This window comes from Ruegeria sp. CDSA141, from assembly GCF_059612005.1.
In genome coordinates this window covers 34,650-57,021 of the sequence record NZ_JBXWPT010000007.1, presented here as the reverse complement: position 1 = coordinate 57,021, position 22,372 = coordinate 34,650, and the positions used below count along the sequence as shown (strand labels likewise).

24 protein-coding genes and 2 pseudogenes are annotated in these 22,372 nt (G+C 55.2%); 4 read left to right on the top strand and 22 right to left on the bottom strand.

The features are described 5' to 3' along the window. Positions 1-31: 31 nt before the first annotated feature. On the top strand, positions 32-844 hold the full coding sequence (locus AC2FLP_RS12000; protein WP_496684709.1) for a quinoprotein dehydrogenase-associated SoxYZ-like carrier: 813 nt from the start codon (positions 32-34) through the stop codon (positions 842-844). A gap of 18 nt (positions 845-862) precedes the next feature. Here AC2FLP_RS12000 and AC2FLP_RS11995 read toward each other — a convergent pair whose 3' ends face one another. The 21 genes and pseudogenes from AC2FLP_RS11995 to AC2FLP_RS11895 form a co-directional block, all read right to left on the bottom strand. After that, a complete protein-coding gene (locus AC2FLP_RS11995) occupies positions 863-1,213 on the bottom strand; it encodes a hypothetical protein (protein WP_117874007.1) in 351 nt (116 codons plus the stop codon). Between the two features lie 32 nt (positions 1,214-1,245). Then, positions 1,246-1,920: a hypothetical protein gene (locus AC2FLP_RS11990; RefSeq protein WP_496684707.1), complete on the bottom strand. Its 675-nt coding sequence runs from the start codon at positions 1,918-1,920 to the stop codon at positions 1,246-1,248. A 45-nt stretch (positions 1,921-1,965) separates the two neighbouring features. Beyond that, positions 1,966-4,221 (bottom strand): hybrid sensor histidine kinase/response regulator, encoded by a 2,256-nt coding sequence (locus AC2FLP_RS11985; protein WP_299897658.1) that lies wholly within the window; start codon positions 4,219-4,221, stop codon positions 1,966-1,968. A 2-nt stretch (positions 4,222-4,223) separates the two neighbouring features. Next, on the bottom strand, positions 4,224-5,381 hold the full coding sequence (locus AC2FLP_RS11980; protein ID WP_117872998.1) for an FIST N-terminal domain-containing protein: 1,158 nt from the start codon (positions 5,379-5,381) through the stop codon (positions 4,224-4,226). A gap of 9 nt (positions 5,382-5,390) precedes the next feature. After that, positions 5,391-6,110 (bottom strand): response regulator, encoded by a 720-nt coding sequence (locus AC2FLP_RS11975; protein WP_117872997.1) that lies wholly within the window; start codon positions 6,108-6,110, stop codon positions 5,391-5,393. A gap of 110 nt (positions 6,111-6,220) precedes the next feature. Next, entirely contained in the window at positions 6,221-7,402 is a 1,182-nt protein-coding gene (locus AC2FLP_RS11970) for a hypothetical protein (protein ID WP_496684705.1), read from the bottom strand. Further along, entirely contained in the window at positions 7,399-8,073 is a 675-nt protein-coding gene (locus tag AC2FLP_RS11965; protein WP_496684704.1) for a hypothetical protein, read from the bottom strand. Before AC2FLP_RS11965 ends, AC2FLP_RS11970 begins: the two co-directional genes overlap by 4 nt. Next, positions 8,070-8,969 (bottom strand): VWA domain-containing protein, encoded by a 900-nt coding sequence (locus tag AC2FLP_RS11960; RefSeq protein ID WP_496684802.1) that lies wholly within the window; start codon positions 8,967-8,969, stop codon positions 8,070-8,072. The genes AC2FLP_RS11965 and AC2FLP_RS11960 overlap by 4 nt, the downstream gene beginning before the upstream one ends. Then, the gene (locus AC2FLP_RS11955) at positions 8,969-9,928 is read right to left on the bottom strand and encodes a VWA domain-containing protein (protein WP_496684703.1); all 960 of its coding nucleotides are present in this window, start codon (positions 9,926-9,928) and stop codon (positions 8,969-8,971) included. The genes AC2FLP_RS11960 and AC2FLP_RS11955 overlap by 1 nt, the downstream gene beginning before the upstream one ends. Further along, positions 9,921-10,292 (bottom strand): hypothetical protein, encoded by a 372-nt coding sequence (locus AC2FLP_RS11950; RefSeq protein WP_496684701.1) that lies wholly within the window; start codon positions 10,290-10,292, stop codon positions 9,921-9,923. Before AC2FLP_RS11950 ends, AC2FLP_RS11955 begins: the two co-directional genes overlap by 8 nt. Then, complete coding sequence (locus tag AC2FLP_RS11945) at positions 10,289-11,194, bottom strand: DUF58 domain-containing protein (RefSeq protein WP_496684699.1); 906 nt, start codon at positions 11,192-11,194, stop codon at positions 10,289-10,291. Before AC2FLP_RS11945 ends, AC2FLP_RS11950 begins: the two co-directional genes overlap by 4 nt. Next, positions 11,191-12,147, bottom strand: a complete 957-nt coding sequence (locus AC2FLP_RS11940; protein WP_496684698.1) for an AAA family ATPase — start codon at positions 12,145-12,147, stop codon at positions 11,191-11,193. The genes AC2FLP_RS11945 and AC2FLP_RS11940 overlap by 4 nt, the downstream gene beginning before the upstream one ends. Positions 12,148-12,231: 84 nt before the next feature. Then, positions 12,232-13,158, bottom strand: coding sequence for a hypothetical protein (locus tag AC2FLP_RS11935; RefSeq protein WP_496684696.1), 927 nt, complete (start codon positions 13,156-13,158; stop codon positions 12,232-12,234). A 92-nt stretch (positions 13,159-13,250) separates the two neighbouring features. Next, positions 13,251-13,409: pseudogene (locus AC2FLP_RS11930) on the bottom strand (IS6 family transposase); the annotation flags it as partial. 355 nt (positions 13,410-13,764) lie between these two features. Then, positions 13,765-14,052 (bottom strand): hypothetical protein, encoded by a 288-nt coding sequence (locus AC2FLP_RS11925; RefSeq protein ID WP_496684695.1) that lies wholly within the window; start codon positions 14,050-14,052, stop codon positions 13,765-13,767. Between the two features lie 92 nt (positions 14,053-14,144). Then, the gene (locus AC2FLP_RS11920; RefSeq protein ID WP_496684693.1) at positions 14,145-14,900 is read right to left on the bottom strand and encodes an ABC transporter ATP-binding protein; all 756 of its coding nucleotides are present in this window, start codon (positions 14,898-14,900) and stop codon (positions 14,145-14,147) included. Position 14,901: 1 nt separating this feature from the next. Beyond that, entirely contained in the window at positions 14,902-15,750 is an 849-nt protein-coding gene (locus AC2FLP_RS11915) for an ABC transporter ATP-binding protein (RefSeq protein WP_117872988.1), read from the bottom strand. Further along, positions 15,747-16,658 carry an ABC transporter permease gene (locus AC2FLP_RS11910; RefSeq protein ID WP_299643393.1) on the bottom strand — a complete coding sequence of 304 codons (912 nt, stop codon included), beginning with the start codon at positions 16,656-16,658 and terminating at the stop codon, positions 15,747-15,749. Before AC2FLP_RS11910 ends, AC2FLP_RS11915 begins: the two co-directional genes overlap by 4 nt. Next, complete coding sequence (locus tag AC2FLP_RS11905) at positions 16,655-17,713, bottom strand: ABC transporter permease (protein ID WP_496684691.1); 1,059 nt, start codon at positions 17,711-17,713, stop codon at positions 16,655-16,657. Before AC2FLP_RS11905 ends, AC2FLP_RS11910 begins: the two co-directional genes overlap by 4 nt. Next, positions 17,714-19,309: an ABC transporter substrate-binding protein gene (locus tag AC2FLP_RS11900; protein ID WP_299897627.1), complete on the bottom strand. Its 1,596-nt coding sequence runs from the start codon at positions 19,307-19,309 to the stop codon at positions 17,714-17,716. Positions 19,310-19,344: 35 nt separating this feature from the next. Continuing rightward, entirely contained in the window at positions 19,345-20,400 is a 1,056-nt protein-coding gene (locus AC2FLP_RS11895) for a dipeptidase (protein WP_496684690.1), read from the bottom strand. Positions 20,401-20,474: 74 nt separating this feature from the next. On the opposite strand from AC2FLP_RS11895, the pseudogene AC2FLP_RS11890 reads away from it, so the two are divergent. The 3 genes and pseudogenes from AC2FLP_RS11890 to AC2FLP_RS11880 all read left to right on the top strand — a co-directional run. Beyond that, a pseudogene (locus tag AC2FLP_RS11890) lies at positions 20,475-20,714 on the top strand (helix-turn-helix domain-containing protein); the annotation flags it as partial. A 24-nt stretch (positions 20,715-20,738) separates the two neighbouring features. Next, a complete protein-coding gene (locus tag AC2FLP_RS11885) occupies positions 20,739-21,434 on the top strand; it encodes a LysR substrate-binding domain-containing protein (protein ID WP_299898359.1) in 696 nt (231 codons plus the stop codon). 138 nt (positions 21,435-21,572) lie between these two features. After that, the gene (locus tag AC2FLP_RS11880) at positions 21,573-21,863 is read left to right on the top strand and encodes a DDE-type integrase/transposase/recombinase (protein ID WP_496684688.1); all 291 of its coding nucleotides are present in this window, start codon (positions 21,573-21,575) and stop codon (positions 21,861-21,863) included. A gap of 119 nt (positions 21,864-21,982) precedes the next feature. Here the strand turns inward: AC2FLP_RS11880 and AC2FLP_RS11875 are convergent, their stop codons facing one another. Continuing rightward, positions 21,983-22,372 (bottom strand): YybH family protein, encoded by a 390-nt coding sequence (locus tag AC2FLP_RS11875; RefSeq protein WP_299897621.1) that lies wholly within the window; start codon positions 22,370-22,372, stop codon positions 21,983-21,985.

Sequence of the window (22,372 nt, the reverse complement as noted above, 5' to 3'; positions counted from 1 at the left end):
TTTTTCGCTACCGGTTGCCGGAGGAAACAACATGGCCAGAGCACTAGCACCCGCAGCAATCCTATCACTTGCATTAGCCCTGCCTGCTTGGGCAGAGCAGCCAATCAAAAATCCGCTGGTCAGCAGCGAGACCTGGAAGGACCTGCAATACGATGTCGTGGGCGATGCCCGGATCGGAAATGCGGACACGCTGCTTTCGCTGGACGCCCCTTACCGGGCGCATGATGCCGCAACGGTGCCGATCGTTTTGAAACAGCTTGATCCCGATGCCCGGATTTCCGCTGCCACTGTCGTGATCGACGAAAACCCGGCCCCGATCGCAGGCGTCTTTGCTTTTTCACCAGCCATGGGTCAATTGGATTTCGAGATGCGAGTCCGCGTGAACCAATATTCGAATGTCCGCGTGATTGCTGAAACGCCTGACGGGCTTCATATGACCGGCCGGTTTGTCAAAGCATCGGGCGGCTGTTCAGCACCAGCCAGCAAAGATCCAGAGGTCGCATTGGCGTCCATGGGCAAGATGAAGGTGCGCAGCTTTGGGCAAGAGGCGCAGATTTCCGCGCCGCGTCGAGAAGCTCAGATCATGATCCGTCACCCGAACTATTCCGGCCTGCAGCGCGATCAGGTTACGCAACTATTCATCCCTGCGCATTTCATCGACCATATCGAAGTTTGGCAGGGGGATGAGTTGCTGTTCACTATGGACGGCGGCATTTCGATCTCGGAGAACCCGGCTTTCCGTTTTGCCTATAACGACAACGGCTCGACCATGTTGACGGTCAAGGCAACGGATACCGAGGGCAACACGTTCGAGAAAGACTTGCCCAAAGCCGCGGCCAGCTGACGGACCAGACTGCGTTTATCAGAAGCAGACAACCTCGGCTTCAGCCTGCGCCCGGCGCAGGTCGGCCACCATGTTTTCGGCCAGCACCGCACTTTTGAAAAACGCCATGCGCTCTCCTCCGACCCGACGCATAGACAGAACAGTTTCCGCCTGTTCATATTGCTCATAGGGAAGGATCGAAGCGATCAAATCGATCGAGCATGAGCACCTGTCCAGCATCTCGCGAGTTTGGCCGTTGGTGACCATGCACGCGAACACGTAATCCGCACGCGCTGCGGTCGGGTAGTCATTGAGCCGTTCCGCAACGCTTTGAGCCGACACTGCGACGGGCACGGCCAGAACGGCCGTGATCAAAGCTGCAAGGGTCATGCGGCTGCGTTCCCGAATTTGGCCTGACGTTTTCATTCGCGACCCTCCTGCATTCCTCCAAACCGCATTTCCGATCGATAAACGGCCATGCCGTCACGTTCAGAAACAGCTTCCGCCACAAGGCTTAAATACCACCCCGGAATCTCCTCTGACACTGAGACGCGGAGAACGAGGTCTCCGAAACCTTGCATCCGGTCCCGGTTCGGATCTTCAGCGAAAGGGCGCATAAAGATGATCTGTACGGGGATGGTTTTGCCATCGACCACCGCCTCGCTCTCGACGATCTCGGCAGGTTGAACCAGCGCATCCTTGATGCGGTTTCGGATATAAAACGGGCTACCTCCGGCGGACTCGGCCATATCCCGGATGGCGCTTTCATAGAAAACCATAATCATCGGATTGCCGACGTTGGCCGGAAAAACACCCATAGCGCGGTGTTTGTCATCTTGGCGAAATTCCAGATGTGCCATTTCGTTCCCGTCGTTCGTAAAGCTGAGCGCAATAACACCGGTATCACGTTCAGCCGTATCCGGTCTTATCTGGTTTGTGACGGTACGCTGATAAATGAGTTCCTTGTCACGCGAGATAGTGTCCAGAACGCCATCTTGGAACAGCAAATCATAGGCTTGCTCGGCATCAACCGATGCCGCGGAAACCGAAATCAAACTCAAAACCAAAACGGCAATTCCGCAAAGAAGCCTTCTCATGATTTTGTCCTCCCCGCGATGAGAGTATGGGCTAATCGCCCCATGTCACCGCCGACTTTTGTCGGTATTGAGCGTTTGCGTGTGCAAAGCATTCTGAATTTTCCAGATGATCAAAGACCGGAGCCGCGGCAGTTTGACTGGTTTCGCCATAACCGAAATCTCATGCCGCAATCCGTCTTTGCGTAACGCTTCACTGCGATTAGCGGTGATCAGAATTGCCGGAACTTGGGCCTGCGTCATCTCTCGGATCCGGTGAATTGCATTAACGCCGGTTTCCCCATCATCCAATTGGTAGTCGGCCAGAATGATATCCGGCGGCATTCCAATGTCTTTTGTGAATTGCATCGCTTCCTTCGGCGACCGGGCCGGCAGAACACTGGCACCGTTTTGTTCCAGCCACTGCGTTGTCCCAAACAAAACATCACGGTCGTTTTCGATCACCAGAATGATGAAATCCAACGGCACATCGCCCGTATTGGCCAGAAGGTCCAACGGTTCGACGGCGCTTTTCTCTGTTTCTACCCTGTCCATTTCTATGCTGAACACCGAACCAATGCGGGGTTTGGATCGAAGCGAAAGCTTGTGGCCCAAAAGTCGGCAGGCGCGGTCTACTACAGACAAACCCAATCCCATGCCGGAACCCAATGGCACGTTTTCGGCCCGCGTGAATTCCTCGAACACGCGTTCCTGGTCCTTGCGTGCAATCCCGATACCTGTATCCCAGACTTGCAAAATGACCTTGTCGCCACGCCTGCGACACCCCACCAGAACCCGACCTCCGGGTTCGGTGTACTGGATGGCGTTCACGACCAGATTCTGGATCGAGCGCAACAGGTAGACCGGATCGGATTTTACGATTTCCGAACACGGAACCACATCAAGCCTCACGTTCTTGTTCTCGGCGACAAGCGTTTGGTCGCCCTGTATCCCTGCAATTATCGTAGCGAGACTAACTTCTGTGGGTGAGACCGTGTCCGGATCGGTAGTTTCAAGCCGCGATATATCCAGCAATGAGTGCAACAGTTGTTCAGCAGATCCAAAGGCACCCTCTAACCGCTCCATCATCTCATGAAGCTCGGTCTCACGCGTGATCTCCAGCAGGGTCGAGATCATGAGTTTTGCGGCATTGATCGGCTGAAGCAGGTCGTGGCTGGCCGCCGCAAGAAATCGTGTCTTGGAAGAGACTGCAGCTTCGGCTCGTTCCTTTGCGATCCGCAGCGCCTCTTCCACCCGCGCTTTTTCTTCGTATTCCTGAACCAGCTTGGCGTTGGCATGGGTCAACTCTGCCGTGCGTTCCATAACCCGGTTTTCCAGGGTTTCGGTCGCACGTGCTTCAAACGTCACGTCTTTCAATTCGACCAGAAAACCACCATCCGGCAGTTGGTTGACCTGAATGTCCAATACGCGGTCTGATCCATCGCGCACACGTTTGCGCAACCAGCCGCGGCTTTTGAGCTCGTGTTGCCACTTGTCGATCCTGAGTTCATCGTCGGCCTTGATCAGCCCGCGTGTCCGCATAAGATCCAGAAGCGTTTGAACAGGTATGTTTCCCTGCAAGACGGATAGCGGCAGGTTCAGTATTTCCCGGAACCGCGCATTGTGCATCATGATCTTCGTATCTGATGAAAATGTACAAACGCCAGAGCTCATGTTTTGGAAAACCGCCTGAAGGTAGTCTTCCTGCCGGTCAATCAGGGTTTCTTTTTCATCGCGGTTCCTGCGAACAACGGATGTGATATCGGTTAGCAGAATGACCACATTCTGAGGCGACGTGTATTGTGCGCTGAGTTGATACCAACGGTCACCACGCAATTCGATCACGTCGCTGGACACCATCCCGGTATGGCAATTGCGCTCAAGCGTATCCAACATTTTCGATATTCCATGGTCGGACGATACGAAATCGGGGCTGTTCTGCACCAACAGAAAAAACCGACCCAGGCTGAGGCCGGGCCCGACAACGTCAGACATGTCCGGGAAGATCGCCTGAAACAAATCGTTACACAGGTTCAATTCACCATCTGTGAACAGCGCGAACCCTTCTTCCATGGAAGACAAGGCCTTGACGAGGCTCTTGCGGGTTTGTTCGCGTTCGTACCTGGCGCTTTCAAGTTCGGTGGTCGCGCGTTCCAGATCGCGGCTCTGCTCCATCACCTGCTGCTGCAACTCTATCGCCGACTGAAACGCCAGAAAGGCGGACGGACCCACATCTTTCTGGCGGTTGGCGCGCCGCATCAACGCATCGATGATCTTGGCCTGTTTGGATATCTGGATCTCTGGCGGGTCGTCTGGATTCAGCATGGTCAGCTCAGGTCTCGCTTCTCGGGCTCAAAGAAAGCGACCCCCACAAAGGTCTGGTTCATATGCACGCCGGATTGCTGTTCTCCGTAGGTATTGAAGCCAACCACCCGGTGAGATTGCAAAACATCCGAAACCTGTTTGCTCAACTGTTTCTGTTCGATTTCCAGTTTTCGCAGAATACAGTCGAACCCAAGAATGAAATCCGGGGCGGTTCCGGTGTTGTCGCGCACATTCAGCCCAGCTTTGAGCGTTTCAATGATCTCCTTCCCACGCCCCAGTGTCATGATCAGACCGTCATCAATCGCCGCGAGAAAGGATAGGGACCCCCCCTCCATCGGTTCACGAATGGCACGTACATAGTAGTTGAGGTTTTGCCTGAGAAGCAGAGGGTTTTCTGCAAATACCAGTGGCGAAAGATCCTCGGCAGCGCACCCGACCAATCGGGCATATTCCTGCGCCGCCGGTGCCCCGTTTATCTCATAAACCACGCGTTCTTCCGGGTTGGCGTCGGTGATGATGATCTCTGATCCGATGGGCAGGAAATGATCAAAACCTATGCCCTGAAAACCAAGGTTGGTTTCAATCAACAACAGGACGGCAGCATTGTTGTGCGCCTTGCCACCGTGAAAAACGAACGTCTCTTCATATTGAAGGCCATCCCCGGCAGAACCGCCAAATATCGGCAATCCATCCAGTACGGTTTCCAGCGTTGAGACCAACAAGTCTTCCTGCTTAGACAATCCATCCGTAAAAACCAGCGCCAGCCTGTTCCATCCCGCCGTATGGCGGAATCTTTCGGCCAGTCGCTGCGCTGTGGCAGCGGTTTCCGTTGAATTGAGCGGTCTGAGCGATTCGAACAAAATGGACGAGCATCGAAAGTTGGACTTCGGAAAGGCCAGCAGCAAAAGCGCATGCGATTCATAACCCGACCGCGTGATTTGTCCTGCCGTGGTACAGCCGAAAACAGGAACACCCGCGAGTTTCCTGTTCAGGCAACGCGACACTTCGACTGGATCAAGAGTGCTGGGAATAAAGGCCAGGACAAAGCAAGACAGCAGGCAATCGATTTCCGCGCAGGCTTCTTCAACAGCGGTCGTCGGGTCCAAGTCAACGGAACGGCCAATCGCAATGAAATTCGGTTCATGCTCCAGATCCCGCATGCGCGCCCCCTAGTGTTGAAGAAAGGATTTAACCTCCGGCTCATGTCGCGACTGTCGGGCGACAACTGAATCAACCAGAACAGCGGCCTGGGTCCGGTTGCGCACCCCAAGGCGGCGCAGCAAAGCGGTGATATGCGCCTTGACCGTCGCCTCGGCCAGCGACAGCTCATATGCAATCTGCTTGTTGGATTGGCCCACGCAGATAAGCTTGAGAATTTTGACCTGCTGCGGCGTCAATGATGAAAGCTCGGGGCTGGACTGATAAACGGTGCTTTCGGATGGCTTCAGCTCTTCGACCCGGTTGTATTCGGTGGGCACGTATCTCCGTCCAGAGGTGATCTCCTGAATGGCGTGTTTCAGGGTTTGCGCCGGCGTATCTTTTGGCAGAAATCCCATCGCACCGTGGTCCAGCAACGATCGCACCAGCTCTCCGGATGCCAGGGACGATATTACCAGAACCGGCGCATTCGGACAGCGCTGCCGGAGCTGCTGAAAACCCGAGATACCCGTCACGTCCGGCAATTTCAGATCGAACATGATCAGATCAGGCTTGAAGCCTGCGCCAAGTATCTCAAGTGTCTGCTTCAGCGTATCGGCTTTTTCAATTCGGCAGTTCTCGAAGCTCAGCTTCAATGCCGCGGCCAGCGCGTCACTGAACAGCGGATGATCATCCACTATCAGCACACTGGACACCTGGTCCACCGGTTTAGGGCATCCCGCAATCTGCATTGCTTCTCCTCCAAAGGGAAAAGTACAGCATTTCCGGATCAGTTCAACTGTTTCGTTTTGATACAAGCGAAAGATACCATAGATAACAAAAGCTTGATGACTCAGATGACCTAATTCTTGAGGAAACTTCTGGCAAACTCCTTCAAATCAGGCGCTGCGGCCTTGGGATCAAAATACTGCCTGTCAAAGTCCTGCATTTGTTTAAGGCGTCTGGATGAGGGTCCGTCGCGGTGCAAGATGGCAGAAGCAGCTTGTCGCAATCCGTCTGCACGACCGGTCTTGGCACAGCTCTTCAAATCACGAACCAGTGGATCGAAAATACCAAAGCGTTGCAGTGCCCTTGAAGCGGCCACCTTGTGACCGGACATGCCCAATACCAAACCGGCCAGAAAAACAACACTGGCGATTGCGGCGCCAGGCCCACCCAACAGCTTTGCTTGTGCGACATCTTTCTCCGATCTGTCGGGGCCTTCCTCTTGGGTAACCGTGCCGTAGGCAATGCGTTGCGGCGAGATGGTGACCTCTCGGGTTTCGCGGGCCACAGTGTCAAAGTAACTGAATTGAAGGGGCTCAACGATGCCAGACGTGCCGTTTGAAGGGCGTATGGTCCAGCGCCAAAACGCATAGGTGACCGGCCCTTCCGGGGTCAGTTCGACAAGCCGTTTCTCAGGATGCGCGAAGATCAGGGCTGACGGCGATGTCAACTCAGGCATTGGCGGAAGCATCTCGGGTGTCGCACCCAAGGCTTCAAGTCGAATGACGCGCAAGACACCCTCACCCGGTGCAAGTTGATCCGGCGCATTCGACCACTGATCCGAAATCTGCAACTTGCGAACCGGAAACCACCAATCCTGCGTGGCCGGTGCTTTCGCCACCTGAATGGTCAGCGGATCTGATTGAATCTCATGTTCGAACCAGTCGTCATTTTCGTCTGTCAAGGTCAACCTGTGCACAAACGGACCAATTGAAAGCTTGCCTGCCTCGACAGGATAGATCGCCATACGTCGGGTAAACACTTTGTATTTCCGACCGTTGATCCTTTCTTCCGACCAACTGTCCGGCCCCAGCTGTGCCCAGCTGAACCCATCAAAGCGGGGCTGAATCAGTTCTTCGCGCGTGATGTGCCGACGGTAGACACCCCGGATCGTCAACAGCACCATCTCGCGGGTGAACGGAACGGGGGCGTCGTCTGCTATGGTAACCTCTATCGACGCCTCGGACGGCAGCACTGTTTTGGACTGCGCCAAAACCTGAACAGGAAGTGCGACGAGAATTAAAACCAGCCACTTCATTCCGGGCTCTCTGCTTCAGGAGGCGAAAGACCAAGCTTTGCCCTGCGCTTGTGTTCCTGCGCAATCCGCGCCGCCATGAACTCACCCGGAACATCGGACAGCTGATTGAGCCAGCGAAGATCGGCAACCATGAACTTGTCATCAAAGATACGGCGCACGCCCAGTTGCCCGCGGCTGTCCAATTCTGCCAATCCCAGCATCGTGTTCGAGTTCGTGACCTCACTACCGGTTCCCGCCGCCCGCGCATTCCCGCGCGCGACAAAACTGTCGGCCTTGGGGCCGGATTTGCGTTCCGGGAAAAGGCCCAAAGCCTCGGGGTCGATCTGCTGCCCCGCGTAAAAGGCGGCCAGCAGATCGAAATTCGCCCGAGCATCCGGATTTCCTTTGGCTATGGCCTGATCATAGGCTTCCAGCGCAGCGGCCAGCTGGCCGTTCCTGGCGTAAGCATTGCCAAGATTAAACTGGTTTCCAGCGCTTTCAAAAGCACTGGCAGCTTTGTCGAAAGTTCCGGCACGGTAGAAGGCAACCCCCTGCCAGTCAGGGTCGGAAAACAGATTTCCAGCCATTGGGTACAGACCAATCGCCAATGCAATGCGGCCAAAGGGGGCAGCGCCGCCCAGCGCAAAGGCAACGGCAATACATGCGGCACCCGCAATCGCGAACCATCTCATGCCCCTGCCCTCCAAAACAAAAACAGCAGGGGGAGCAGTGCGAAAAACAACAGGTACCGTCCCAGATCGTGCCAGAACAGCACCGGATAGTCCGCCCGAATCAAGCGGGTTGCGGCATCATCCGCCAACCAGATGGCCAGATCATCTGACTGGTTCAATGTGAAGACAGCTCCGCCGCCGACAGTGGCGTGGGTTTGAATTTGCGCAGTCGGAGAGTGAACTGAAACCAAAGACACACGTGCCCCTCGTGAGGCAAGAGATGCGACCTGCTGCAAAGAAGATGATCCAAGCCCGTCCCCGTCAGTGAATATGACCACGTCCCCGGCCAGGATGCCCGCCTCTTCCATCCGCTGAACCGCCAATGCCAGTGCGCGTTCGGGTCGCGATCCCTTGTCCGGAACGGTTTGCCCATCGATGAGCGAGAGTGTTTGACCCAATTGGCGGTGATCGGTCGTCATATCCGTGGCGACATAGGCATCGCCCGCGTATACGATGATGCCGCCGGGCCGGGAGCCTAGCGCACTGACACCCAAGCGTCCCATGCTTAGCATTTGTGGCCAGCGGTCGTCATCAGCCACGCTTTCTGATGCATCCACAAGGAACAATACGCCATCCAGATTGCGATAGGTTTGCGCGTCGCGCCGTTCGATTGCCGGGCCGGTCAGAGCAATTGCAATGATCCCGGTGGTCAGCAATAAGGCGGCCGTTGTGAGCGGAAAGGAGCCGCCTTCGATCCGGCCAATCGCAGCCATCGCTTGGACAAGCTGCGGGTCGGTGACCTTGTCCCACGCGCCGAACCCCCCGGCGCGGGAAAGCAACCACCACCCGGCCCCGCACACGACCACCAACAAAAGCCCCCAGACCGGCCTAAGCAGAGTGACATCCAGCTCAATCATCACGCTTGCCTCCACGCCGCCAACAGGGCAAGTGCTGCCGCCATTGCTGCGGGCCAGGTCCAAAAAGATCTGTGGACCTCAGCCGTAAGGCCCGTGCTATCCGTCGCCTCCAATCGATCCAGTGCCTGAGTCACTTCAATAAGATCATCGGTGGTCTTAACGCGAAACGCCTCGCCGCCCGCAACTTCGGCAATAGCACGCAGCGTGACTGCATCGACTACACCGCGTTCACCGAGTTCGGCGCTTTGCAGGTCTTTCGGGCCGAGCGCAATTGTATGGACCCGCACCCCCAACTCAGCCGCCAGTTCGGCCACGCCACTGGGGTTCGTTGCACCCGCGTTGTTCACCCCATCCGACAACAGAATAACGACCCGCGAAGCCGCCTGGCTGTTGGCCAGACGCTTCAAGGCGAGGCCCAGACCATCGGAGATGTTTGTAGCACGGCCCGAGATACCAATCGTGGCCTCTTCGATCCGTCGTGCAACAGCCTCGGTATCAAATGTGAAAGGCGTGGCGAAATAGGCTTCGGACCCGAAAACAATCAAAGCCACCCGGTCGCCGGCGCGACGTCTGGCGAACTCGGATCCAACGCGTGTCACCGCCTCCAAACGGGTGATCTGGCGCCCGTCGAGATGAAAATCATCCCGCACCATTGATCCCGAAAGATCCAAAACAATCGCAAGGTCCCGTCCGGACACTTTCAAAGCGCTAACGGGTTGAAGTTCGCGCGGACCGGACAAGGCAAAAATCGTGAGCGCCCAAATGATCCACAATATGAGGTGGTCCGCCAAAACCCGGGTCTTGGCCTTATTCTGTGGACTGGCCGCCAAAAGCATACCGCCTATGCGGTCGGGGACTGGGAACCCCCGCTCGAAAACCGGCCGAGGTTTGACCAAACGCACGATGACAAAAGGTAATGGTAACGCGAGCAGGACCCAGGGATCAGCAAGTTCAAACACGACCCGCGACCTCCTCTTGCAGGGTCTCCAGATCCGGTCCGCCGCCAGGTTGATAAAGACCGCCAGTCAACTCTTCATATCGCTTCGGATTCTCAACTCGCAGTCTGTGCAAAAGAGCCACTCTAAGGCGATCCACAGACCAACCCGGTCGTTCAGCAGTCTGATCAGATGGACCCATCTGTATGTTTGCTGCGGTCTTGATGCTCAGAAACCGCAAGATGGCAACACAGCCAACTGAGGCCAGCGCTGCGATACCAACGACAGCCGCGTATTCGGCAAACACCCCGCCTGCAGCCTCGGCGGGCAAATGGATGTCGCGCAGGCTGGCCAGCATTGTGGCTTCAGAAAGGGCTTTCTCACTCATGCCACATACCTTGTCGCGAAGACCGACGAAATGCGACGAGAGGTTTGTTCGACCGGGTCACTGGCATTCAAGACAAGCGCAGAATGTGTTGCGACCTTCTGAAACACAAATTCACCGGAAGGCTCTGCCTGGGCCAGATAAACCCGCTTTTGCTGCCCATCTGAAAGGCGGATCGGATACCAGCCTTTTGGCATCTCGTGCGCTTTGCTTTCGGTCACAAGCAGCAGTCTTGGGTTGCGGCGATGATTGAGCCGGTCCAGCACGTCTGAAAAGCCGTCTCCCTGCTGATCGAAGCCAGACGCGATGATAATCTCGGCCCCCGTCGGGGTTAGGCGATCAGCGCCGGCAAGCGCCTGTTCCAGCGTCCAGCCTTCATCTTCACCCTTTTGCAGCGCGGTCAGACTGCGCGCGTGGGCCTGAACCAGACCTCCGATCACGTCCAGCATCCCGCGCGTTTTTCCGCGCAAGGGAACAATAACGGGTGTGCCGGTGGTGAGCGCCAACAGACCAACACGCCCGCCGCTTTCAACCATGAACCACCCGATCAAGGTCAGAGCTTCGGCGGCTGCCACCGAAAGAAAAGCCCGTTGGAGGCCCCAGAACATCGGCGATCGAAAATCAGCAACCAACAGGGCGACGCGATCCTGTTCCTCCTGAAACTGCCGAATATGCATACGCCCTGTGCGGGCGGTTGTTCCGCGATCCAAATGACGAATGTCATCCCCGTCTACATATTCACGTACATCTGCAACCTCGACGCCCTGCCCGCGCTTTCGGGTCAGAAATCCTCCGGGCAGGGCCGTCATTGTTGGGTTGCTGTGGTCGGTCAATGCGATGTGCCGCAATGCAATCAAAGCCTCAGTTGTCAGGCGAACCCCCGCATGTGCCAGTACCGCCGTCACAGCGGCTCGACAGCATTTAGAATGTCAGCCACCAATTCGCGTGGCTTTTTGCCATCCGCAACGGCTCTCCAGGTCAGCACCATGCGATGGGCCAGCGCATCGGGCGCGACGGCGGCTACATCTTCAGGCAGGGCGAAATCCCGGCCCCGCAGATAGGCGCGTGCGCGCGATGCCGAGGCCAGGGCCAACGACCCGCGGGGCGAGACTGCATGTTCAATAAATTCGGCAAACGGACCTTCACGCGTCGCGAGCACAAGTCGTACGATATAATCCCGCAACTCTGGCGCAACGTGAACCGATTGCGCTTGGGTACGGGCAATCTTCAGCTCATCAATCGTCATCTGCTGCGCGACTGGAGGCCCATTCCGTGTTTCAGCGATGACCAGATCGAGGATCTCACGTTCCGTTTCCAGATCCGGCAAAGTCAAAACGACATGCAGCAGAAACCTGTCCAACTGTGCCTCAGGCAAGGGAAAGGTTCCGTCGTGTTCAATGGGGTTCTGGGTCGCCACGACCAGAAAGGGATCCGGCAGGGCATATGTTTCATTTCCAACCGTAACCTGATGTTCTGCCATGGATTCGAGCAAAGCGGACTGCACCTTGGGCGGCGCGCGGTTGATCTCGTCAACCAGCACCAATGTGTGAAACACAGGCCCCGGAACAAATTCAAAGCGGCCTTCCTGGGGCTGGTACACTGGTGTTCCGGTCAGATCAGACGGCATCAGGTCCGGCGTACATTGAATGCGGGCAAAGCCGCCCTCGACGGCGTTCGACAACCATTTGACCGCGCGTGTTTTCGCCAGCCCGGGCGGCCCTTCTACCAGAAGATGACCACCTTCTAGCAGGGCGATTAGAAGGGATTCAACCAGATGCTCGTGACCAACAAGCCCCTGCGACAGATACCCCGACAATCCCGCTATGGCGCGTGGCGGGTTTTCAGGCCTCGTATCCATATGTCCTCCCATAGCCTCTCAGGGCGCATTGCCTGCATTCAGGCTACTCGGAGTCACCTGTTCAGCGAAACACACCAGATGGTATTACCTGGGCACACGAACCGACTTGGTGCAGCCTTCGTCCAAAAGAGCTGCAAATCTGGGATTGGCCAGTGTTTCATCCGTCTGCGCCCATAGGCGATCATATTGGGTATCAATGTATTCGATAAAGCCGGGGTCTATGGTTTGATCCACCGGGGATTGCGCGACTGCGTGCATCATGAAGATGTCAAAGGCACAAAGACCGCTTGGGTTCGAAGCCAACAATGCGCGCATAAAGTCGTGCGAACTCCAAGGCAGACGCTGCAAGTTTACCGGCGTTTCCTGCAGTTTGGACAAAAACCCTGACGACTTGTCATACAGCAGGATGTCCATGCCAAAGGTGAAGGACTGAAACAGCTCTTCCAGCAGAATCGATTTGTGAAAGTCCCTTTCAAGCTTGCCGGGGCGATCATGGGCCGGTTGTTTGACCACGATATGGGTGCCCTGCCCCCGATGGCCAAAAAAGGTCTGCGCCATCGCCGGTGATGTCACCACATAGTTTCGACCCGCAGGCAGTCCAAGCTGGTGGAGTTCACTGAGCCAGTCGATATCTGCTGAAAGGTCCCGGTTGGGAGGGAACCCGGAATACAATCGCAAAACCACGGTTCGACCGGTTCCACAATCCCGCGCAGACGGGCCAGCGTACCGCATGGGTGTCGGGTGGCCGAAGCTGTGTTTCAGCAACTCTCGAAAAGTATCAAGAACGACCAGCGTTTGCGGATGCGGTTGTTCGCCGATCAGGCACAAGGCTGCACCAACCAGATCGCGGCCATTGATGTGAACTGGAATCGCCATATCGCGCCCCAGCATCGTGGACCGAAGCTCATACCCCCATCCTTTCTGTGCAAGTTCGATATAATCGCTCTTTTCCGCGCGCAGCGCGTCTGCAAAAGCAACAATCGCCAATACTTGCAATAATAAATAGCGCATACAATCCCTCGCCAAGTGACACGTATTGTATCCGGAACAGGGTTCTCTCGCAAAACTCTTTAAGGGCCACCTCGATGGAAATGGCGATCCGTTCTATCCCGGCGGACGCAACCTAGAAAATGTCGTCCAAGGCGATTGACCCACAGTCGGATCGCTTCCCGGCTGACAATGACGCCCGACACCGCCAGCAGGTGTTCGGCATCAGCCGTGCTCGACGCTAATCGGTGGTACGCCCGTACCGCGCGCGCAATGGTGTCACGAAGGTAGTGGACGCCTTACAGTCGAGGCATATGAGGTGGAATACCAATGACGCTGACACACCCAGATCAATCCCGGTCAACAATTTGGCAATATCCCGGAGAATCTTCTCGGCGATGCAGGACTGCAGAAAGAGACCAATACGCTACGGCTCTGCTCCTACGCGGGGCTTACATTCAGATGACCAGGTGGATGGCAAATGCGACGGCAGCTCGCCCCACCACGCTTGCGAACCACAAGACCGCGGAACACCCAATAGGCATAACCCGTGTAGGTCAGAATGAACGCAACCAGGATCAGGGTTCCGACCAGTGCGAAAGCAAGGCTTTCGTCCTGGGCAGCGGCCTGCTAGATGCTGAGCGACGGCGGAACTATCATCGGATAGAAACTGATGCGGATGCCGACGAAGAACCCAAGCGCCGAAAGGAAGGGCTGCAGATCCTTCTGATCATTCAGGATCGTTAAGAACACCCAGGTCAGCGCCAGCATGACCAGCGAAACGGCCATCGAGACCAGGCTCCCAGGCAAGTTAAACCAACGTTCGAAGCAGGTCGGATCCTGGAAAGGTGTCAGCAGGCTGAACAGCCCGATCAAGCCCAGCGTCGCGGCACCCAGCCACCAGACATAACCGCGCATCTGCACCTGCAAATCGTGTCAATCCCGGAGCAAAAGGGGTCCACGCGCCGGTGTAAAATCCGGAGATGGCGTACCTGTAGTCGCGAACGGTTTTACTGGTGCGGGGCAACCGACGCAGTAAGCAATTGCTTAGAGTACTCGTGGTTGGGACGACCCGTGCGCAGAGTTTCCGAGGACATTACCTCAACAATCTCACCATTACGCATAACTGCCAGTTTTTTGCACATATGCGCGATAACTGGAAGATCATGGGAAACCATTAGATAAGTCAGCCCGCGCTGTTTGCGCAGATCAGTCAGCAGATTGAGCACCTCAGCCTGAACGCTGACATCCAAAGCAGAAGTGGGTTCGTCCAATAGCAAGATGTCCGGCTCACCGGCCAAGGCCCGTGCAATCGCGACACGTTGTCGTTGGCCACCAGAGAGTTGATGCGGAAAGCGGAACCGAAAACGCTGCCCAAGCCCAACATCGTCCAACAGCCCGGCTACACGTTTGTCGATATTATCCAATCCATGCAGGTGAATTGTTTCGCTGAGAACCTGATCAACCGTGTGCCTCGGATGTAGTGAAGCGTATGGATCCTGAAACACCATCTGAACGGTTCGAAAAAACGATCGGTCCCGTCTTGATCCGGAAAGTGGCTGACCTTCAACGTTGATAGTACCCGACCAATGCGGTGCAAGCCCCGTTATTGCACGTAGAATAGTCGACTTTCCGGAACCACTCTCACCCACAAGACCAAAACTCTCGCCCTGCATTACCTCAAGACTCGCGCCTCTTACTGCATCTACGCGATCGTGCGCGTGACCGAACCAGACATTCAAGTCCCTGATTTCCAGAGCAATCATTTCATCCCCTCACGCTTGGCGCTTCGGACCAGGCCGGATCGCGGGCCAGCACACTCAGGTGTGAGCGTTTGTCATCAAGCCGCGGGAGTGAATTCAGCAGCCCTCTGGTATAGGGATGCCGGGCCTTGTGCAGCTTGTCAGCTTCGCAAACCTCGACAATCCGCCCGGAATACATGATCAGGACGCGGTCGCAAAATTCGGACACCAGATTCAAATCATGGCTGATGAAAATCAAACCCATTCCCCGTTCCTTGACCAGCCCGTCCATAATGTTCAGTACTTGCCGCTGAACGCTGACATCCAGTGCCGAAGTGGGTTCATCGGCGATCAGTATCTTGGGATTGGGAATTAGCATCATGGCAATCATGATACGCTGCCCCATCCCACCTGAAACCTCATGCGGATAAGCCCGCATCACACGCTCGGGATCACGGATAGAAACACTCTCCAGCATCTCGATCGCCATCTTTTTGGCGCGTGCCTTTGAACCGGAATTATGCTGAAGGTAGGCCTCCATGAGCTGCTCTCCAACAGTAACTACTGGGTTAAGTGAGAACTTCGGATCCTGCATGACCATGGAAATCTTTTTGCCACGCACCTCGCGCATTTTGCGTTCGCTGAGTTTCAGCAGGTCTTGACCTTCCAGATTGATGTGATCAGCCTCGACGATACCCGGTTTGCGGATCAGGCGCAGAATGGCCCGGCCCGTCATCGACTTGCCGGAACCACTTTCGCCGACGATACCCAAACGTTCTCGCCCCAGCGAAAAAGAGACACCGCGCACAGCATCAAACACACCCTGCCGGGTCGGGAACCGAACCCACAGGTCTTCGATATCCAAAAGACTCATTGTCCACCATCCTTCGGGTCGAGCGCGTCCCTCAGCCCATCACCCAACAGGTTGAAGGCGAGTGAGACCGTAAAGATCGCAAGCCCCGGTACAGTCGCGACCCACCAGTGATCAAGGATGAACCTGCGGCCTTCTGAAATCATCGCGCCCCATTCCGGGCTTGGCGGTTGTGCCCCCAAGCCAAGAAAGCCAAGACCGGCTGCGGCCAGAATGATCCCCGCCATGTCGAGCGTAACACGTACTATCAGTGACGAGATACAAAGCGGCCAGATATGCCGAGTAATGATCCGCAGCGGCCCGGCACCCTGAAGGCGTATCGCGTTGATATAGTCGGTCGATCGGATCGTAAGCGTTTCTGCCCGCGCCATGCGTGCATAGGGCGGCCATGCCGTGAGCGAAATTGCCAGCACCGCGTTTTCGATCCCTGCCCCAAGCGCAGCTACAAAAGCCAATGCCAAAACAAGTCGCGGGAAGGCGAGGAAGATGTCGGTTATCCGCATGAGGATCACATCTGCCCATCCACCCGCATATCCGGCGACAGTCCCGACCAAAAGACCCGCGACCGGGGCAATGAGCGCCACCAGCGCCACGATGTATAGCGTAATTCGCGCACCATAGATCAGACGGGACAGAATATCCCGCCCCAAGCTGTCGGTTCCAAGCAAGTGTCCTTCGGCGCCGATGGGAAGCAATCGGCTGGACAGATTCTGAACAAACGGATCATATGGCGCGAGGATAGGCGCAAAGACGGCAGCGAAAACGAGAACCACAAGGATTGCCAAACCAACCATAGCCATCGAGTTCGACCGCAAGGTCAGCCAGCCTTTGTACAAGCTGGCCAATCTGGCATGCCGGCGGGATGTGGGTTCGTCGGTCAGCAGCCACTGACGCAAAGTCATGTCGCTCATTTCGACCTCGGATCAAAGAAACGGTAAAGAAGGTCCGAGAATATGTTCAGGCAGATAAAGATCAGACCAACCACCACTGTTCCTCCGAGAACGGCATTCATGTCAGCGCTTAGCAGAGCGGTCGTGATATAGCTGCCGATCCCCGGCCAGCTAAAGATGATCTCGGTCAGAACAGAACCTTCAAGCAGATTGGCATAACTCAATGCGATGACTGTAATAAGCTGTACTCGGATATTCTTGAAGGCGTGGCGCCAGATAACCTGCCGCTCTGACAGGCCTTTGACGCGAGCGGTAATAACATATTCCGCCGACAACTGTTCCAGCATGAAGGATCGCGTCATCCGGCTGATGTAGGCCAGCGAGTAATACCCCAGCAGCGCTGCTGGCAGGATGATATGGGACAAAGCATTTCGGAAGACATCCCAATCTTGAGCTATGGCGCTGTCTACAAGGATCAGTCCTGTTCGCGCAGGAACTATATCTTCATAGAAAATGTCCAGCCGACCTGGACCGCCAACCCAGCCAAGTATCCCGTAGAAGACCAGCAGACCCATAAGCCCCAACCAGAATATTGGCATCGAATAACCAACAAGCGCGACCACACGTGCAATCTGGTCGATCCACGATCCGCGCTTGACAGCAGCGATCACACCCAGCGGAACACCCATAAAGATGCCGATCAACACACCTAGGGTTGCCAATTCCAGCGTAGCCGGAAATACGCGGGCAATATCCTCGGACACCGGGCGGGCATTCAGCAGAGAGTTGCCAAAATCGCCATGCAGGACATCCCAAAGATAGTATCCGAACTGCACCAACAACGGCTTGTCCAGACCAAGCTGTTGATAGACCGCGTCATACGTCGATTGCGAGGCCCGCTCGCCAACGATCGCCAGCACCGGGTCGATCGGCATGACGCGACCGATGATGAAGGTCACGAACAGCAGGCCCAGCATTGTAATAGCAATGGTGCCAACAGTTTTAAGGATGCTCTTGATCCAAAGGATAAGAGGCGCCGCGCGGCGCCCCTCAGTTGGTCTTTCGGCCAGTGCCATTTACTTGGTCACCTGCCAGTATGATGCCGACGTGATCGCCTGGCCGGTCGAGAAGTTAGTTACATTTTCACGCAGCGCCGATTGTTCAATCTGCTGGAACATAATGACAAAGGGTGAGGTTTCACGGAACTCAGCCTGGATTTCTTTGTACATGTCAGCCCGTTTCACGGTGTCGTTCTCAACAACGGCTGCGGCCGTTTTCTCTGTCAGGCCGCCGGTGTCCCAGGAATTTCGCCATGCCAACAGCCCAGTTGCGTTGGCCGCATCCGAATTGTCTGGATTATAGGCAAACGTCCCCGCGTTGGTTTGCGGATCAGGATAATCGGGTCCCCATGCACCAAGATAGACGTCCAGTTCCCGTGCACGGTACCGTGCCAGGATTTGCTTCGCGGTACCAACGGTGATGTTCATGGTGATACCGACCTGAGCGAGTGCATTCTGCATGGACTGGGCGATTTCAATCCGTTCCTGCGCCTCTCGCACACCTACTTCGATCTCAAGTCCGCTAACACCGGCTTCATCCAGCAGTGCCTTTGCTTTTTCGACATCAAAGCTGAACGGGTTCTCATCAGATGCGCCGAGATAAGTTTGTGGCAGGAAATTCTGATGAATTGTGTACTGACCTTTCAGGAAGCTGTCGCGCATCCCTTCATAGTCGATCAGGTATTTGAACGCCTGACGTACCTGAGGTTTGCTGAGCTCGGGATGCTTCTGGTTCAGCGAAACATACATCAGACGGCCCTTCAGCTCATCCGAAATCTTGACACCTGCAACCGATGACACCCCAGCAACGTCTTCGGGGTTCAGGTTGCGGGCAACGTCGATGTCACCACGCTCCAACAGCAAGCGCTGGCTGGCGCTTTCCTGAACGTGACGAACAACTACACGCTCCATTGCCGGGGCACCCAAATAGAAATCAGGGTTAGATTTCAGGGTTACACTTTCATTGGGCTTCCAGCTCACCAAGCTGTAAGCACCTGAGCCCGCCGTATTGGTTTTGAGCCATTCATTGCCCAGATCGCCATCCTTGTCGTGTTCCATTACCGTCTTTTTGTCGACGATGCCACCGATGGTCGCGGTCAGACAGTTCAGAACGAAGGATGTTGCGTAGGGCTTGTCTGTCGTGATCGTCAGAGTGTTACCATCTGCGACTATTGTTTGTTCGACGTTTTCCGGTGTGAAGCCAAACTGGGTCAGGATAAAGGCCGGCGTTTTATTCAAAATGATCGCGCGGCGCAGAGAAAACTGAACATCTTCCGCAGTTACCGGATTACCGGAGTGAAAGGTCAGCCCTTCCCTGATCTTGAAGGTAATCGACTTGCCGTCTTCTGAAACATCCCAGCTTTCCGCGACGTCTGGCTGATATCCTGCATCAAGATCCAGCGGGTCAAAATTCACAAGCTTTTGGTAAACATTCCGGCTGACATCCGACCCGGCAAATTCAAAGCTCTCCGCAGGATCCAGCGTCGTGATGTCGTCGATACGGTTTGCAATCACCAGCATGTTCGGCGGTGTCTCCGCCATTGCCGAAGTCGAGGTCACGGCGAGCGCCAGTCCCAGCGCCGCACCGGTAAGCAATCTATTAAATGCGTTCATTTTGTCCTCTCTGTCATCAGATCTCTCAACAACGGTTACGATCCCCAGGTTTTTTCAAGTACACGCAACCAGTTTTCCTGGCAGAGCTTCTTGACGAGCTCTTTGCCGTATCCATGGTTTTCCATGGCATCTCTCAATCTGGGCAGCATTGAGATATCTGTTATCTCATCCGGCACCACTGCCCCATCATAGTCCGACCCAAGCCCGACGCGATCTTCGCCCAAAACGCCGATCAGATGATCAAGGTGCACGAGCACCTGCGTCAAAGGCACATCAGACAACATCCGTCCGTCTTCACGCAGAAACGCTGCGGCGAAATTAAGACCGACCATCCCGTCGCTTTCCGCAATGGCGCGTAGCTGGTCATCGGTTAGATTTCGCGCATGTGGGCAGATTGAATGGGCATTTGAATGCGTTGCAACCAACGGCGCTTCCGAATATCGCGCCACGTCCCAAAACCCTTTTTCATTGAGATGGGACAAATCCAACATGATGCCAAGCGCGTTGCAGCGCTGCACGAGCCGCAATCCGTGATCTGTCAGCCCTGGACCAGTATCCGGCCCCGATGGATATCTGAACGGCACCCCGTGACCAAAAATGTTCGGCCTGCTCCAGACCGGCCCGAGAGAACGTAACCCGGCTGCATGGAAAACGTCGAGTGAGTGCAGATCGGCGTCAATCGCTTCGGCACCCTCGATATGGAATATGGCCGCCATCTGACCCTGTGCCTTACAAGCCCGAATATCTGAAACCGAGCGGACCACTTTCAACGCACCCAATCGTTCCAGCTCAAGCAAAATGGCAATCTGGCTCATAGCCGCTGGCAAAGCGTCTTCCGCATCGATCTGATCAGGAAGCGGCAGATCATAGCTGGGCTGAACCATCTCTTCCATCTTGGCATCGACGTCCATGGGGGATGGAACCCAGATGGCAAAGAAACCTCCCCCAAATCTACCTACCTTGGACTTGGTAAGATCAATCGCACCTTCGAGACCGGTTACGAAGCGGTCAGCTTCAGCCAAACCACCCGACGAAAAAAGCTTCGATAATACGTCGTTGTGCCCATCGAAGATAAGAGGATATGTGCTCAACTTTGCATCATCCGATCTAGTATCATTTCGATACACGCTAACAGACGCTATCATCATAATTGCAAAAATTATTGATGAGTTTTACTCATAGAGCTAGTCGGAATCATGTGGGTGTCGTGCAATTGAAGAAACCACGCAACTGGCACTCGCTGCCAGAGTATCAAGCACTACGCGCACTCATGCAGTCTGGAACAACCGCGTCGGCAGCACGACAACTTGGCTTGTCTCAATCAGCAGTAAGCCGGTCCGTCAGCAGCTTGGAAGCTCGACTTGGCAGAACGCTGTTTGAGCGCGATGCGGGCCGATTGCGACCCACACAAGAGGCCGTGAGGCTCAATATGCGGCTGGATCCCTTATTCGAGGCATTGGACCGTATCGATGGTCCGGGTGAAACTGTGCAGGAGACACTGCGCCTCGTCGCACCGCCCAGCTATGCGCATAGATATATCGTTTCCCTCATCGCAAGCTTCATTCGAGGAAACCCGGAGTTTTTCGTTAACCTGGAGGTAACAACTTCGGATATGGTTACGCTTGGTATACTTGAGAACCGTTTCGATCTTGCGGTAACCGGGATCGAACAAAGCCGGGCTGGTATCAAACTCATCCCATTTCGCGAGTCTCCCGCAGTTTGCGTTATGCGACCCGAGCATCCGCTTTCCGGGCGAAAGATACTTAAACCGGTTGACCTGCATGAACAGGAGTTGATCGCCCTAACGTATAGACATGGACGGCGCGGACAACTTGACCGATTGCTTCATCAGGTTCGCGCCGAGCCGAAAATAGTTGCAGAAGTCTCCACCTCTTTTGCCGCTGCGGACATGGCACGTGAAGGGTTGGGACTGGCGGTTATCAACCCCTTTCCAGTGTACCACTATCGATCTCCCGACTTGGCATTTGTCCGATTTGAGTCTCCGATGCGGTATCGCGGTCACTTTGTCGTATCAGATCAAAAACCGGTTCCAAGAATCGCGCGGGCCTTCATGCGACATCTTCGATTGAATACACCTCCCGATCCGTTTTCAGACCCAGGCTAGTTCGTCTATTTTAGTGGGTTGTGTCGCACATTTTGGACTTGGTTTGAAAAGAGCACTGGGTCCCGCGTTTGTTGCCTTTGGATAGATCACAAACAGGTACTACCATGTTCTTTTCGAAAGGCAGTCACTTCCCCAAGGATGCGGTTTTTTTTACGCGATGTGCGGGTTGACCACACTGCCTTGAACAGTTGGGTGGCGAAACATTCACCGTTGGTCGCAGCACGCGACCGTTCGAAAAAGCGCCTAACACTGAAATCTTGGCGTATGGACGAAACCCATTTGCGTGTTCGTGGGAAGTGGAAGTACCTCTATCGAGCCATAGACAAAGCAGGAAATACTCTTGATTTATGCGGTCTGTGCGACGGAATCGTCCGGCAACCATCAGATTACTTGCCAAAGCGTTATCCACCAACGGAATTCCAAAATTGATCGTGATTCACAAGAGCGGTGCCAATGCAGCCGGTATGCCTTGGGAGCAAAAAAGGGCGGCGCCAGATCAACCGGCGCCGCCGGAAACGTCTCCGTGATGATGCCACGCCACAACGAAGTTAGTCTTCGTCGAGCAGATCGGTACCGTAGGAGTTGTCGACCGTACAGAGCCATCCACGTGTTTCGTCTTGTACGAAAACGTAGGTGGCACGGCGGTCAATTGGTTCCTTGGCCTCTCCGGTGTGGAGCACCGTTTCCATGATCACCAGCGCCGTACCACCACCCTCGATCACCTGTGCTTTACCTTGCGTGACGGTCAGCGTGTTCCCGAAATGCTTGGCGATTGCCTCGAAGGCCTTCCGGATCTGGACCTTGCCGCGTGCAATCTGGCCAGGCTGAACCACAAGAACGGCGTCGTCAGCATAAAGCTCCACGAGGGTATCGAAGTCTTCGGCATTTATTGCCGTGTCCGCCAGTTTGATCAGGTTGAGAACGTCATGTTTCTGCAT

Excerpts from the sequence above, each read along its gene's own strand:
- AC2FLP_RS11885 (WP_299898359.1), top strand. The coding sequence starts at position 20,739 with ATGCGGCTGGATCCCTTATTCGAGGCATTGGACCGTATCGATGGTCCG.
- AC2FLP_RS12000 (WP_496684709.1), top strand. The coding sequence starts at position 32 with ATGGCCAGAGCACTAGCACCCGCAGCAATCCTATCACTTGCATTAGCC.
- AC2FLP_RS11925 (WP_496684695.1), bottom strand. The coding sequence starts at position 14,052 with ATGCGCGGTTATGTCTGGTGGCTGGGTGCCGCGACGCTGGGCTTGATC.
- AC2FLP_RS11990 (WP_496684707.1), bottom strand. The coding sequence starts at position 1,920 with ATGAGAAGGCTTCTTTGCGGAATTGCCGTTTTGGTTTTGAGTTTGATT.
- AC2FLP_RS11910 (WP_299643393.1), bottom strand. The coding sequence starts at position 16,658 with ATGAGCGACATGACTTTGCGTCAGTGGCTGCTGACCGACGAACCCACA.
- AC2FLP_RS11940 (WP_496684698.1), bottom strand. The coding sequence starts at position 12,147 with ATGGATACGAGGCCTGAAAACCCGCCACGCGCCATAGCGGGATTGTCG.
- AC2FLP_RS11965 (WP_496684704.1), bottom strand. The coding sequence starts at position 8,073 with ATGAGATGGTTCGCGATTGCGGGTGCCGCATGTATTGCCGTTGCCTTT.
- AC2FLP_RS11995 (WP_117874007.1), bottom strand. The coding sequence starts at position 1,213 with ATGACCCTTGCAGCTTTGATCACGGCCGTTCTGGCCGTGCCCGTCGCA.
- AC2FLP_RS11920 (WP_496684693.1), bottom strand. The coding sequence starts at position 14,900 with ATGATTGCTCTGGAAATCAGGGACTTGAATGTCTGGTTCGGTCACGCG.
- AC2FLP_RS11985 (WP_299897658.1), bottom strand. The coding sequence starts at position 4,221 with ATGCTGAATCCAGACGACCCGCCAGAGATCCAGATATCCAAACAGGCC.
- AC2FLP_RS11960 (WP_496684802.1), bottom strand. The coding sequence starts at position 8,969 with ATGATTGAGCTGGATGTCACTCTGCTTAGGCCGGTCTGGGGGCTTTTG.
- AC2FLP_RS11950 (WP_496684701.1), bottom strand. The coding sequence starts at position 10,292 with ATGAGTGAGAAAGCCCTTTCTGAAGCCACAATGCTGGCCAGCCTGCGC.
- AC2FLP_RS11975 (WP_117872997.1), bottom strand. The coding sequence starts at position 6,110 with ATGCAGATTGCGGGATGCCCTAAACCGGTGGACCAGGTGTCCAGTGTG.
- AC2FLP_RS11905 (WP_496684691.1), bottom strand. The coding sequence starts at position 17,713 with ATGGCACTGGCCGAAAGACCAACTGAGGGGCGCCGCGCGGCGCCTCTT.
- AC2FLP_RS11915 (WP_117872988.1), bottom strand. The coding sequence starts at position 15,750 with ATGAGTCTTTTGGATATCGAAGACCTGTGGGTTCGGTTCCCGACCCGG.
- AC2FLP_RS11880 (WP_496684688.1), top strand. The coding sequence starts at position 21,573 with ATGCGGTTTTTTTTACGCGATGTGCGGGTTGACCACACTGCCTTGAAC.
- AC2FLP_RS11970 (WP_496684705.1), bottom strand. The coding sequence starts at position 7,402 with ATGAAGTGGCTGGTTTTAATTCTCGTCGCACTTCCTGTTCAGGTTTTG.
- AC2FLP_RS11875 (WP_299897621.1), bottom strand. The coding sequence starts at position 22,372 with ATGCAGAAACATGACGTTCTCAACCTGATCAAACTGGCGGACACGGCA.
- AC2FLP_RS11935 (WP_496684696.1), bottom strand. The coding sequence starts at position 13,158 with ATGCGCTATTTATTATTGCAAGTATTGGCGATTGTTGCTTTTGCAGAC.
- AC2FLP_RS11980 (WP_117872998.1), bottom strand. The coding sequence starts at position 5,381 with ATGCGGGATCTGGAGCATGAACCGAATTTCATTGCGATTGGCCGTTCC.
- AC2FLP_RS11900 (WP_299897627.1), bottom strand. The coding sequence starts at position 19,309 with ATGAACGCATTTAATAGATTGCTTACCGGTGCGGCGCTGGGACTGGCG.